A 12,644-nucleotide genomic window follows, 5' to 3' on the forward strand; every position below is an offset into this window, starting at 1 on the left:
TTAATCTCTCTGGGTAGACAGTGGGCGCGAATGGTTTCGTGCCGCACTCTTAATCCACAGCCAAGACCCATTTAATGCAATCAACGTCAGTATCACGTATTCCAGCGCCATGGCGTAAACGCCCTGGTAGGCGAAAATTGCTACACTGATGACATCAATAACCACCCAAATCAGCCAGTTTTCAACATACTTCCGGGTCATCAAGATCATCGCCACAATGGATAAGACCATCATAGTGGAGTCCCAGAATGGGAAAGCGTCTGGCTGCAACTCAGGCATTTGGACATTCGCCCCCAAGCCTTGCATAACAGTAACTGCCGCGCGGGTCAGCCAGGCAAATACTGTATCAATATGCAACGTCATCAACGCAATACCCGCCACACAAGCCACGCCCCAAGCCAATGCTTTGGGCAAAGATAGCCAACGAATTTTCAATTCTGCTTGGTTATCAGGAGTTTGTTTGCTCCAGGCATACCAACCATAAATATTGGCTACAAAGAAGAACAGCTGTAGCAACAAGCTGGCATAGAGTTGGATCTGGAATAAAATCACCGCGAACAACGTTACGTTTATCAACCCAAACAAGTAGTTAATGATTTTCTCTTTGCTGGCAAACCAGATGCACAGCAACCCAAACAGCGTACCTATTGCTTCAATCCATGAAAGATCATACCCGCCTGTACCCAGCGGAATATGAACCAATATGTTACTGGTACTAAAGAAATCCATCTGGCTATCCTTTTGCTGTTAATATATCTGTTTTCTAGCTTGTGGAGTGAAGGGGTTACCGCACCTACGGGCACTCCGGCGACTAACGTCGCTACGACCCGAACGGCACGATTCCCCTTCATTTGGCTTTGTCGTCAGTATAAAATGTTTAGGCGTTGCCTTTGATCTGTAACTTCAACTGATTAGCAAAATCCAACATACGATTTAGCGGTATCAGCGCCTGCTGACGCAATTGCTCATCGACATGTATCTCATGCATCACTCCCCCTTGCTCCAGCCCCTCAGCAATCGCTTTAAGACCATTCATCGCCATCCACGGACAATGCGCACAGCTTCTGCATGTTGCACCTTCACCAGCAGTGGGCGCTTCGAATAGCTCTTTATCCGGACAAGCCTGCTGCATTTTATAGAAAATACCCCGGTCCGTTGCGACAATCAGTTTTTTCTGGGGCAGTGTTTTTGCCGCCATGATCAATTGGCTGGTTGAACCTACCGCATCCGCCATATCGACAACAGCTTGTGGTGACTCCGGGTGAACTAACACCGCGGCATCGGGATGTAATGCTTTCATCTGGGACAGTGCCTGAGTTTTAAACTCGTCATGGACGATACAAGCCCCCTGCCAACACAGCACATCTGCACCACTCTTTTTTTGTACGTAGTTTCCAAGATGCTTATCCGGTGCCCAGATTATTTTCTCGCCCAGGCTATCGAGGTGTTCGATTAACTCAACGGCGATACTGGAAGTGACCACCCAATCAGCCCGGGCTTTGACCGCCGCTGAGGTATTGGCATATACCACGACTGTACGGTCGGGATGGCTATCGCAGAATGCGGCAAATTCATCAGCCGGACAGCCTAAATCCAGCGAACATTCCGCATTGAGGGTTGGCATTAATACTTGCTTTTCGGGATTGAGTATTTTAGCCGTTTCACCCATAAAACGAACACCGGCGACCAGCAAAGTTGACGCAGGATGGTTGTTACCAAATCTCGCCATCTCCAGGGAATCAGCAACACAACCGCCGGTCTCTTCGGCCAAGGCCTGAATTTCGGGGTCGGTATAATAGTGAGCGACTAACACGGCATCACGTTGCTTCAGTAGTGTTTTAATTTTCTCACGATAAAAGGCTTTTTGGTCCACATCCAGCGGGACAGGCCGCGCAGGGAAAGGATAAATCGCAGCATTTACATCAAAAGTTTCGCTCATCGCTCACATCTCTATTGCCAGTGATTCCGGAGCCACAGTATCTCTCAGGCTGCCAGTCAGATTGATTTGTTTTTTATCCTAAACAAAATACTCAATATTTTGCGAAAAGTCGTCAAATATTGTCTCAAAATGGCAAAAATGTTTAATAGAGTTAAATATAGGACGGAATTGAGTGATAGAAAGGGCAGTAGTGAATTATAGAGATCTGTTTGGGGTTATGGTATGAGAAGTATAAATGATATTGCCTGGAAGGTGTAACAGGAAGAAGGAGAAGAAGATAATGGTGGGTCGTGCGGGATGACTCGTCTTGCGGACTCGCCCTTCGGGTCAACGCTACCGCGTTGCTGTCTCGCTTCGCTCGGCTCGAACCTGCGACCAATTGATTAAAAGTCAACTGCTCTACCAACTGAGCTAACGACCCGCTGTCATGCGGCACTACTTACTCTTTACTGTAGGGTCGTGCGGGATGACTCGCCCTTCGGGTCAACGCTGCCGCGTTGCTGTCTCGCTTCGCTCGGCTCGAACCTTTTACGGTTCTCATCCCTACGATTTGATACCCTGCTAACTAGACATAATGGTGGGTCGTGCGGGATTCGAACCTGCGACCAATTGATTAAAAGTCAACTGCTCTACCAACTGAGCTAACGACCCGCTGTCATGCGGCACTACTTACTCTTTACTGTAAAACATACTGATGCGTCGTGCGGGATGACGCGTCCTGCGGGTCAACGCTATCGCGTTGCTGTCTCGCTTCGCTTGGCTCGAACCTTTTGCGGTTCTCATTCCTACGATTTGGTACCCTGCTAACTAGACATAATGGTGGGTCGTGCGGGATTCGAACCTGCGACCAATTGATTAAAAGTCAACTGCTCTACCAACTGAGCTAACGACCCGCTGTCATGCGGAACTACTTACTCTTTACTGTAAAACATACTGGTGCGTCGTGCGGGATGACGCGTCCTGCGGACTCGCCCTTAGGGTCAACGCTACCGCGTTGCTGTCTCGCTTCGCTCGAACCTTTTGCGGTTCTCATCGCTACGATTTGATACCCTGCTAACTAGACATAATGGTGGGTCGTGCGGGATTCGAACCTGCGACCAATTGATTAAAAGTCAACTGCTCTACCAACTGAGCTAACGACCCATTATGTTTACCGCGGACTATAATGTCCTGTTGCTTTAACGTTTTACAAGTTGTCTTGGCAACGGCGGCATATATTACTAATTTCTCTTCACAGTGCAACTTAAATTTCTGTAAAGACGTCTAACTGCTTGTTCTTCGTTCGCCAAAGCCCAGAAATTAGTCAATAAGACCGACTCCTGGGCTCGAAAAAGGCTAAAGAGCAGATAAACGTTTCTGTGCCTGTTTAGCAGCATCAGTGTTGGGATATTGCTTGATCACTTGTTGATAAACTGCCTTCGCTTTATCGCTTTGGCCTTTATCCTGCATGATCACCCCAACTTTAAACATTGCTTCTGAACTTTTTGGAGACTTTGGATAATTCTTTACTACAACAGCATAATAATACGCAGCATCGTCTTTCTTACCTTTGTTGTAATACAACTGTCCTAACCAATAATTGGCGTTAGGTTGGTAAGTCGACTTTGGGTACTGTTTCACAAAACCTTGGAAAGCAGTGATCGCTTGATCGTATTGCTTTTTTTCAAGAGCCAGAGAAACGGCCGCATTATAATCGCTGTTTTCATCACCAGTACTGGCTGCAGGTGCCGCTGTAGCTGCTGCTGCGCCTGCGGCGGCAGTATCAGAACTTCCAGTCGCTGCATTATCTGTCGCAGCACCAGCAGCCGCAGGCGTTGAAGTAGACGCCCCCTGACCACCGCTCAGACTATCCATCTGCTGGTAGATCTGTTTTTGCCGCTCAACAATTTGATTGAGCTGATACTGATTTTCTTGGATCTGACCGCGTAAACTATCTACATCGCGTTGCGAATCTGACAGTTGTTGCTGAAGTTGAGTTAATAGTTGGCTGTGAGCGTTGGAAATTCGCTCAAGTTGAGTGACTCGATCTTCTACCGAGCCGGAGCCGACATTACTGATTGGCGCTTGGGCAGTAGCGGCCCATGGGACCGCTACGCCAACCAGTAACGACAGACCCACTAAGTGACGTCTGAAGTTACTGTTCATGCGATTCTCTTAGTAAACCAGAACTGCACGACGGTTTTTAGCAAATGCGGCTTCGTCATGGCCCAATACTGCTGGTTTCTCTTTACCGTAAGAAACGATAGAGATTTGGTCAGCAGAAACGCCTTTACCTTGCAGATACATTTTCACTGCGTTTGCACGACGCTCGCCCAACGCGATGTTGTATTCTGGCGTACCGCGTTCATCCGCGTGGCCTTCAACAACAACTTTGTAAGATGGGTTGCTACGCAGGAATGCAGCATGTGCATCCAGCATTTGAGCGAAGTCAGAACCGATATCGTATTTATCGAAGCCGAAGTAAACGATATTGTTCTTTTGCAGTTCTTGCATCTGAAGACGCGCTTGCTCTTCGGAAGACAGGTTGCTGCCGTTTTCTGTACCAGTGCCAGCGCCCATGCCAGATTGGTCATTATTTGCGCTTTTGTTGGAACTACAAGCCGCTACAGCCAGAACTGGCAAAGCCAACATTAGCCCTTTTAGCACTTTGTTCAGTTGCATCTCTTTGATCCTTTTTTATAGTTGCCATACATACGTATTTACACATGCATCACAGATACGGCGACCAGGCAGGAAATTTGACCTGTCCATCAGTTGCCGGAAGACGCGCTTTGAAACGCCCATCAGTCGAGACCAGCTGTAACACGGCTCCCAGCCCTTGTGTCGAGCTATAGATAACCATGGTGCCGTTAGGCGCGATACTAGGCGTTTCATCCAGGAACGTGTCCGTTAATACTTGAACGGCTCCCGTTACCAGATCCTGTTTGGCGATGTGTTGTGCTCCACCATTGGAACTAACCAATACCAGGAATTTACCATCAGGACTCACATCTGCGTTCTGGTTCTGAGAACCTTCCCACGTGATTCGCTGTGGCGCACCGCCATTAATATTCACTTTATACACTTGTGGACGACCGCCCTGATCCGAGGTGTAGGCCAGATTTTGGCTATCCGGGAACCAGCTTGGTTCAGTGTTATTGCTACGACCATCAGTTACCTGGCTAATTTGACCAGAACCTAAGTCCATAACATACAAGTTCAAGCTACCGCTTTTAGACAAAGCGAAGGCCAATTTGGTACCGTCAGGTGAGAACGCTGGTGCACCGTTATGACGAGGGAATGAAGCCACTTGTCTGATTGCACCATTTGCCAGCGTCTGAATAACCAGGGCTGATTTGCCACTCTCAAAAGTGACATAAGCAATTTTGCTGCCATCTGGAGACCAGGCTGGTGACATCAAAGGCTCTGGAGAACGATGAACCACAAATTGGTTATAGCCATCGTAATCAGAAACCCGCAATTCGTGTGGGAACTTGCCGCCATTGGTTTGCACAACATATGCAATTCGGGTACGGAAAGCGCCTTTAATCCCAGTCAGTTTTTCAAAGACTTCATCACTGGCTGTATGCGCGGCATAACGTAACCATTGCTTGGTCACTTTATACTGATTTTGCGCCAAAACGCTACCGGCAGCACCAGAAGTATCAACTAACTGGTAAGACACCACATAGCTGCCATCAGCACTCGGCTGAACCTGACCCACCACCACGGCATCAATACCCAGCGCAGTCCAGGCTGCAGGAGTAACTTCAGCTGCTGTAGAAGGTTGTTGTGGCATACGCGCCGCATCAATTGGGTTAAATTTGCCGCTATTGCGCAAATCTGCTCCAACGATCGCACCAATCTCTTCCGGTGGTGTACCTGGCCCCATCCATTTAAATGGAACAACGCCAATTGGACGAGCAGAGTCTACCCCTTGGGTAATCTCAATTCGAACTTCTGCGTGTAAAACAGAAGCCCATAATACTAAAAAGCCTAGCGCAACTCGAAATGCCTGCTTCATTTTATCTCCCTTATCCGAGCGGGATGCCCGCGATAATTAGCAGAATTTTAACAAACCAACGCAAACAAAACTACATAATCCACGGTTGATTAACAGAATTATACCCTGTCAATCAAACCTTATTGAGGATTAAATACAAGCGGAGCATTCTTAAACACCTCATACACGTCCTGACTTGGCGGTTTAGGTATTTTAGCGAGTTTCGCCGCAGCGATAGCCGCCTGGCACAATGCCGGATCGCCCCCTTCCTGTGTAACATCAATTAATAGACCATCTGGTGCCAGTTTAATTCGCAGATTACAGGTGCGACCCTTGTAAAGATCGGCATCATAAAATTTACTTTGGATTGCAGCAGTGACTTGGCCTAAATAGCCGCTGATATCACCTGCTGACGCCCCACTCTTCTTGCCGCCACCTTTACCTGCAGCAGCAGCGCCTGCACCGGAACCACTTTTTGGTGCATTTTTGGAATTTGCCAAGCCACCAAATAAATCATCGACATCTGTTGCTGCTGAGGCTTCTGCAGCAGCCTTCTTCTTGGCCTCAGCGGCAGCAGCTTTTTTAGCTTCTGCGGCAGCTTTCTTCTCAGCATCAGCTGCGGCTTTCTTCGCATCTGCATCAGCTTGTTTCTTCGCAGCTGCGGCTACAGCAGCCTCTTTTTTGGCCTCGGCTTCAGCTTTTTTCTGTGCTTCTGCCTGTGCTTTCACCAACTTATCCGCTTCTGCTTTAGCTTGTGCTGCAGCAGCCTCGGCCTGCTTCTGCTCTTCTTTCGCTTTTGCAGCGGCGGCAGCGGCAGCTTTCTGTTGCTCAGCGGCCTCTTTCTGCTGTTCAGCTGCTTGTTTTTTCTGTTCTTCAGCCGCCTGCTTCGCATCTTCCTGTGCTTGTAGACGCTCTTTTTCCAATTCTTTCAAGCGTTGTTGTTCTGCTGCCTGCTTTTGCTGTAATTCTTCAGCTTGCTGTTCTGCTTTCTTCTGGCGTTGCTGCTCCGCGCGTTTAGCGTCCGTCTGCTGCTGTTGCTGACGGTTATATTGTTCTGTCACTGCGCCCGGATCGACCATGACGGCGTCAATAACTTCACCGCCAGCACCGCCACCGCCCATTTCAGTCGTCTGCGTCAGAGAGCCCCAAATCAACAGGGCAATCAATACGATGTGCAGAACCACCGACACTATAACAGCGCGATTCAGCTTATCATTTTGCTCGGTTGCCTTACCCACGCTCGATTTCCACACTCGATGTCCGCGATCTATTGCTAAAAAACGGAACTGCCAAAAACAGGGTATCTACTGGCCAGACTGATTAGTAGTCCAACCAATATCAACGCAAATTTATATCGGTTGAGTCATTAAGCCCACCGATGTCACTCCAGCCTGATGCAGCATATTAAGGGCCTTAATGATTTCATCATAAGGAACCTCTTTCGCGCCGCCGATCAGAAATACAGTTTTCGGATTCGATTTCAACCTTGCCTGAGCCTCTGCCACTACTTGTTCTGAAGGCAGTTGCTCCATCCGCTGATGGTCAATAACCAACGAATATTGACCGACGCCGGATACTTCGACAATCACCGGAGGATTATCATCGCTGGAAACCGTTTTGGAATCCGTCGCGTCAGGTAAGTCCACCTCAACGCTTTGCGTGATAATCGGCGCTGTCGCCATAAAAATCAGCAATAGCACCAGCAGCACATCAAGCAAGGGAACAATATTAATTTCAGACTTAAGCTCGCGCCGTTTACGACCACGTACTCGCGCCATACAACCCCCTACTTATTTGCTCTCGGCGCTGGCAAAAGCCTGGCGATGCAGAATAGCAATGAACTCTTCCATGAAGTTGTCATAGTTTTGTTCAAGTTTATTCACACGCTGATTCAGGCGGTTATAAGCCATAACAGCAGGGATAGCTGCGAACAGACCGATTGCCGTGGCAATCAGTGCTTCAGCAATACCCGGTGCGACCATTTGCAATGTCGCCTGTTTGACTGCACCCAGAGAAATGAAGGCATGCATAATCCCCCATACTGTACCAAACAAGCCGATATACGGGCTGATGGAACCAACAGTACCAAGGAAAGGAATATGAGTTTCCAGCGCTTCTAATTCACGGTTCATAGAGATGCGCATAGCACGGGAAGCACCATCAATCACGGCTTCAGGCGCATGGCTGTTTGCGCGATGTAAACGTGCAAACTCTTTAAACCCAGAATGGAAGATTTGCTCGGAGCCACCCAGCGTATCACGGCGAGCCTGACTTTCTTGATACAGGCGAGACAGCTCGATGCCGGACCAAAATTTGTCTTCGAAAGCTTCTGCATCGCGGGTTGCAGCATTCAGAATACGCGTTCGCTGAATGATGATCGCCCATGAAGCAATAGAAAAGCCCATCAATACCAGCATGATAAGCTTAACAAATAGGCTTGCCTGCAGGAATAAATCCAGAATGTTCATGTCAGCCACTACTTAAACTCCGCGACAATAGACTTAGGAAGCGCTCTTGGCTTCATTTGGTGTGGATCGATACATGCGATCAATACTTCTGCACTACTCAGAAGATTGCCATGTGAGTCGAGAATTCGTTGAGCAAACGTGAGAGAAGCCCCACGCATTGCGGTAATTTCACTCTGAACTTCCAGCATATCATCTAGACGTGCAGGCGCCAGGTATTCTACCGTCATGCGGCGGACAGCGAAAGCGACATGCTCACTGAGCAATTGCTGCTGGTGAAAATTGCGTTGGCGCAACATTTCAGTGCGCGCCCTTTCGTAAAAGGCAACGTAGCGTGCATGGTAAACCACGCCACCTGCATCAGTGTCTTCAAAGTAGACACGAACCGGCCATCGAAACAACGTATTACTCACTCTACTTCCCAGTAATGCAGTTAACGGACACACTATACTGAAGAGCGTTAAGCTTTGGAATCACTTGCGAGAATAGAACGAAAATAATTATGGGCCAGGCGGCCCATAAGGAGAGATTGTGTTCAGATTAGGCGAAACATGACCAGATTAGATAAAAAAGTAAAATAATCCCGCGCCCAAGATCACAATTGCTGGAAGTGGTGAGAAAAAAGCACGCAACCACATCCGTTTTGGGCGAAAGCCTACGCCATGAATCACACCGGTACACACGGCCCACACAATAAAGACCTCTTGCCAGACTTCAAGTGAGCTGGTCGCCGCCGCAAAACGCGAAGGGTCCCAGAACACACAGAAAGCCACAGCAAATGCGAGTACCAATGAAAGGGCCCGTAACGGGCCCTTGTCCATGAGATCGTAGAGCTTATCGGACAACATCATCTTTGCCATTATTAGCGGCTTTCGCTGCTGCATTGGCTTCACTCTGCTCCAGTGCCAGAGCAGTAATGATACCAAAGGAGCAGGCCAGAAGTGTCCCTAGAATCCAGGCAAAATACCACATGCTTTATGCTCCTTAGTACAGTGAGTGCTTGTTGTTTTCGATAAAGTCTTTATCAATACGCCCGAACATCTTGTAGTAACACCAACTGGTGTAAATAAGGATGAGAGGAACAAAGATTATCGCAACAACGGTCATCACTTTCAGCGTTAACAGGCTAGATGTCGCATCCCACATTGTCAGGCTGACATTTGGCACGGTGCTTGACGGCATGACGAATGGGAACATCGTTACACCAGCAGTCAGAATCACACAGGCAATAGTCAGTGATGAGAATACGAAGGCCCAAGCCCCTTTTTCAAAGCGCGACAATAAGATGGTGAACAGTGGCAGAATCACGCCAAGTGCTGGCAGCGCCCACAGGCTTGGATACTTGTTGAAATTAATCAACCATGCACCTGCCTGATGAGCAACTTCTTTACGCATCGGGTTAGATTCAGCTGCTGTATCCAGTACTGAAGTCACAACAAAACCATCAATACCTTTAACTAACCAGATACCGGCTAGCAGGAAGGCAACGCCCATCACCAAAGCAGAAATCTGCGCGGCAGCACGAGAGCGTAAGTGCAGCTCACCGCGGGTACGCATTTGCAGATAAGTTGCACCTTGAGTCACCAGCATGGTTAAGCTGACCACACCTGCCAGTAAGCCAAACGGGTTCAGCAACTGGAAGAAATTACCGGTGTAGAACAGGCGCATATAGCTGTCCATATGGAACGGCACACCTTGCAACAAGTTACCGAATGCCACACCGAACACCACTGCAGGCACGAAGCTACCGACAAAAATGCCCCAGTCCCACATGTTGCGCCAGCGGTTGTTCTCCAACTTAGAGCGGTAATCGAAACCGACCGGGCGGAAGAACAACGCAGCCAATACCAGAATCATCGCAACATAGAAGCCGGAGAATGCCGCTGCATACACCATTGGCCAGGCTGCAAACAGCGCCCCGCCCGCAGTTATCAGCCAAACCTGATTACCATCCCAGTGGGGGGCAATCGAGTTAATCATAATACGACGTTCTGTATCATTCTTACCGATGATACGCAGCAGGATACCGACACCCATATCAAAACCATCGGTGACTGCGAAACCAATCAGCAGCACACCGATCAGCAGCCACCAGATAAATCGTAATACTTCATAATCAAACATAAGTGGACTCCTGTTTACCGTGCTTCCTGCACTGGTGCAGTCGGCTGTTCAAAATGATAGCGGCCAGTTTTCAGGCTGCTAGGCCCAAGGCGCGCGAATTTGAACATCAGGTACATTTCTGCCACCAGGAACAGCGTGTACAAACCACAAATCAACCCCATGGAGAATAGAATATCCCCAGCGGTAACCGATGAGTTTGCAATTGCTGTTGGTAGCACTTCACCGATGGCCCATGGTTGGCGGCCATACTCCGCCACAAACCAACCTGCTTCCACTGCAATCCACGGTAATGGAATACCGAACAAGGCAGCGCGTAATAGCCATTTCTTCTGACCAATCCGACCACGAACCACGTTATAGAACGACAGGCCGATGATCAGTAACATCAGGAAGCCACAAGCGACCATGATGCGGAAGGCGAAATACAGCGGCAGCACACGTGGAATAGAGTCTTTGGCGGCTAACTGAATTTGCTCTTCAGTAGCATCCGTTACGTTTTGCGTATAACGCTTCAACAACAGACCGTAGCCCAAATCTTGCTTGGTCTTACTGAATGCTTCGCGCACGGCTGGATCAGTATTACCTGAACGTAATTTTTCCAGCAGACTGTATGCCTGGATACCATTACGGATACGGACTTCGTGCTGAGACATTAAGTCACGCAAGCCGGTAACAGGTGTATCCAGTGAACGCGTCGCAATTATTCCCAAAGCGAATGGAATCTGAACCGCAAACCGGTTCTCCATAGTTTCCTGATTTGGGATGGCAAACAGCGTAAATGCGGCTGGAGGTGGTTGAGTTTCCCATTCAGCTTCAATTGCAGCCAGTTTCGTTTTCTGCACGTCACCCATTTCATAGCCGGATTCATCACCCAGCACGATAACAGATAAGACAGCAGCCAAACCAAAGCTTGCAGCAATAGCAAAGGAACGTTTGGCGAACGGAATATCACGGCCTTTCAACAGATAGTAAGAACTGATACCCAGAACAAACATTGCGCCAGTGACATAACCTGCTGCTACTGTGTGAACAAATTTCACCTGAGCAACTGGGTTTAGCACCAACTCTGAGAAGCTCAGCATTTCCATACGCATGGTTTCAAAGTTGAAGTCAGATGCAATTGGGTTTTGCATCCAACCGTTCGCAACCAAGATCCACAGCGCAGAGAAGTTAGAGCCTAACGCCACCAGCCAGGTTACGGCCAAATGCTGGTGTTTACTCAGACGATCCCAACCGAAGAAGAAGAGACCAACGAAAGTAGATTCTAAGAAGAACGCCATTAAACCTTCGATTGCCAGAGGGGCACCGAAGATATCACCGACGTAATGAGAGAAATATGACCAGTTAGTCCCGAATTGGAACTCCATAGTCAGACCAGTGGCAACACCCAGGGCAAAGTTAATCGCGAATAACTTACCCCAGAACTTGGTCATATCTTTATAGATTTGTTTGCCAGACAGCACATAAACCGATTCCATAATTGCCAACATAAACGCCATACCCAGCGTTAGTGGGACAAATAAGAAATGGTACATTGCCGTTAAGGCAAACTGTAACCGTGACAGTTCGACAATATCAAACATCTTGACTCCTTGCTCCTCGCAGGAAGACTCCGACTTGCGGCAACTCGACCTCCGCTATATTGGAAGTTTAGTAATTACCCGCAGTGAATGCCCAAAAAAACACAACAAAAATAACAATATCAACTACCCAGTATTACACCGCGGTAATAGTACGCTTCTAATCCCACACAATAAATAGGATTTTACGTGACCCAGCTTCGAGTTCTGGATACAGGTCAATAAATAGGCCATTTACCTATCATGCCGTAATTTGATCCAGAACAATTTAAGCCCATATGAACATTATTGCCATATTCAAAAGTTGATTTAGAACAATTAATTCTTTTTCATGTTAATTAAAAGTTCGATTGTTTTTATATAATCCATTGCTGTTAATAAAATGTAATTTTATGGTTTAGTTAATGCTTTATTACATCGTTATTATGCGATCTAGGTTAACGTTTAAAGTTATTATTTTCAGAGTGAGTTAAATCACATTTCCAAGTTTTATATCAATATAGTAATTCATATAGTAGTTCATCCTGAGGGAAGCGTTCGCAAGTGTTGCCATT

At 47.8% G+C, this 12,644-nt stretch carries 13 protein-coding genes, 4 tRNA genes and 3 other RNA genes; all 20 read right to left on the bottom strand.

Annotated elements, in window-relative coordinates; genetic code table 11:
- A complete protein-coding gene (gene pnuC / locus ACF3VQ_RS14375; protein ID WP_392431809.1) occupies positions 1–729 on the bottom strand; it encodes a nicotinamide riboside transporter PnuC in 729 nt (242 codons plus the stop codon).
- 148 nt (positions 730–877) lie between these two features.
- Positions 878–1,939 carry a quinolinate synthase NadA gene (gene nadA, locus ACF3VQ_RS14380; RefSeq protein ID WP_392431811.1) on the bottom strand — a complete coding sequence of 354 codons (1,062 nt, stop codon included), beginning with the start codon at positions 1,937–1,939 and terminating at the stop codon, positions 878–880.
- Positions 1,940–2,220: 281 nt separating this feature from the next.
- Positions 2,221–2,360 (bottom strand) — tRNA-Lys (locus ACF3VQ_RS14385).
- A gap of 29 nt (positions 2,361–2,389) precedes the next feature.
- Positions 2,390–2,500, bottom strand: a non-coding RNA gene (locus ACF3VQ_RS14390) — RtT sRNA.
- Between the two features lie 14 nt (positions 2,501–2,514).
- Positions 2,515–2,590, bottom strand: a tRNA-Lys gene (locus ACF3VQ_RS14395).
- A 41-nt stretch (positions 2,591–2,631) separates the two neighbouring features.
- Positions 2,632–2,742: non-coding RNA, RtT sRNA (locus ACF3VQ_RS14400), on the bottom strand.
- A 14-nt stretch (positions 2,743–2,756) separates the two neighbouring features.
- A tRNA-Lys gene (locus ACF3VQ_RS14405) sits at positions 2,757–2,832 on the bottom strand.
- 41 nt (positions 2,833–2,873) lie between these two features.
- Positions 2,874–2,992, bottom strand: a non-coding RNA gene (locus ACF3VQ_RS14410) — RtT sRNA.
- Between the two features lie 14 nt (positions 2,993–3,006).
- Positions 3,007–3,082: transfer RNA gene (locus ACF3VQ_RS14415), tRNA-Lys, on the bottom strand.
- 192 nt (positions 3,083–3,274) lie between these two features.
- Entirely contained in the window at positions 3,275–4,084 is an 810-nt protein-coding gene (cpoB, locus tag ACF3VQ_RS14420; protein WP_005165506.1) for a cell division protein CpoB, read from the bottom strand.
- 9 nt (positions 4,085–4,093) lie between these two features.
- On the bottom strand, positions 4,094–4,600 hold the full coding sequence (gene pal / locus ACF3VQ_RS14425) for a peptidoglycan-associated lipoprotein Pal (RefSeq protein ID WP_005278500.1): 507 nt from the start codon (positions 4,598–4,600) through the stop codon (positions 4,094–4,096).
- Positions 4,601–4,649: 49 nt separating this feature from the next.
- The gene (tolB, locus tag ACF3VQ_RS14430; protein ID WP_005165502.1) at positions 4,650–5,942 is read right to left on the bottom strand and encodes a Tol-Pal system beta propeller repeat protein TolB; all 1,293 of its coding nucleotides are present in this window, start codon (positions 5,940–5,942) and stop codon (positions 4,650–4,652) included.
- A 119-nt stretch (positions 5,943–6,061) separates the two neighbouring features.
- Entirely contained in the window at positions 6,062–7,159 is a 1,098-nt protein-coding gene (gene tolA / locus ACF3VQ_RS14435) for a cell envelope integrity protein TolA (RefSeq protein ID WP_392431814.1), read from the bottom strand.
- Positions 7,160–7,270: 111 nt separating this feature from the next.
- A complete protein-coding gene (gene tolR, locus ACF3VQ_RS14440; RefSeq protein WP_004393306.1) occupies positions 7,271–7,699 on the bottom strand; it encodes a colicin uptake protein TolR in 429 nt (142 codons plus the stop codon).
- Positions 7,700–7,711: 12 nt separating this feature from the next.
- Complete coding sequence (gene tolQ / locus ACF3VQ_RS14445) at positions 7,712–8,398, bottom strand: Tol-Pal system protein TolQ (protein WP_004393307.1); 687 nt, start codon at positions 8,396–8,398, stop codon at positions 7,712–7,714.
- Positions 8,398–8,799 carry a tol-pal system-associated acyl-CoA thioesterase gene (gene ybgC, locus ACF3VQ_RS14450; RefSeq protein ID WP_005165498.1) on the bottom strand — a complete coding sequence of 134 codons (402 nt, stop codon included), beginning with the start codon at positions 8,797–8,799 and terminating at the stop codon, positions 8,398–8,400. The genes tolQ and ybgC overlap by 1 nt, the downstream gene beginning before the upstream one ends.
- A 147-nt stretch (positions 8,800–8,946) precedes the next feature.
- Positions 8,947–9,234, bottom strand: coding sequence for a cyd operon protein YbgE (ybgE, locus tag ACF3VQ_RS14455; protein ID WP_392435599.1), 288 nt, complete (start codon positions 9,232–9,234; stop codon positions 8,947–8,949).
- Positions 9,221–9,358: a cytochrome bd-I oxidase subunit CydX gene (gene cydX, locus ACF3VQ_RS14460; protein WP_005165495.1), complete on the bottom strand. Its 138-nt coding sequence runs from the start codon at positions 9,356–9,358 to the stop codon at positions 9,221–9,223. Before cydX ends, ybgE begins: the two co-directional genes overlap by 14 nt.
- 12 nt (positions 9,359–9,370) lie before the next feature.
- Positions 9,371–10,510 carry a cytochrome d ubiquinol oxidase subunit II gene (gene cydB, locus ACF3VQ_RS14465; RefSeq protein ID WP_392431818.1) on the bottom strand — a complete coding sequence of 380 codons (1,140 nt, stop codon included), beginning with the start codon at positions 10,508–10,510 and terminating at the stop codon, positions 9,371–9,373.
- Positions 10,511–10,524: 14 nt separating this feature from the next.
- Positions 10,525–12,093 (bottom strand): cytochrome ubiquinol oxidase subunit I, encoded by a 1,569-nt coding sequence (cydA, locus tag ACF3VQ_RS14470; protein WP_392431820.1) that lies wholly within the window; start codon positions 12,091–12,093, stop codon positions 10,525–10,527.
- Positions 12,094–12,644 lie beyond the last annotated feature (551 nt).

The sequence above is a fragment of the Yersinia fenwicki genome (genome assembly GCF_043099325.1).
Taxonomy (GTDB): Bacteria; Pseudomonadota; Gammaproteobacteria; order Enterobacterales; family Enterobacteriaceae; genus Yersinia.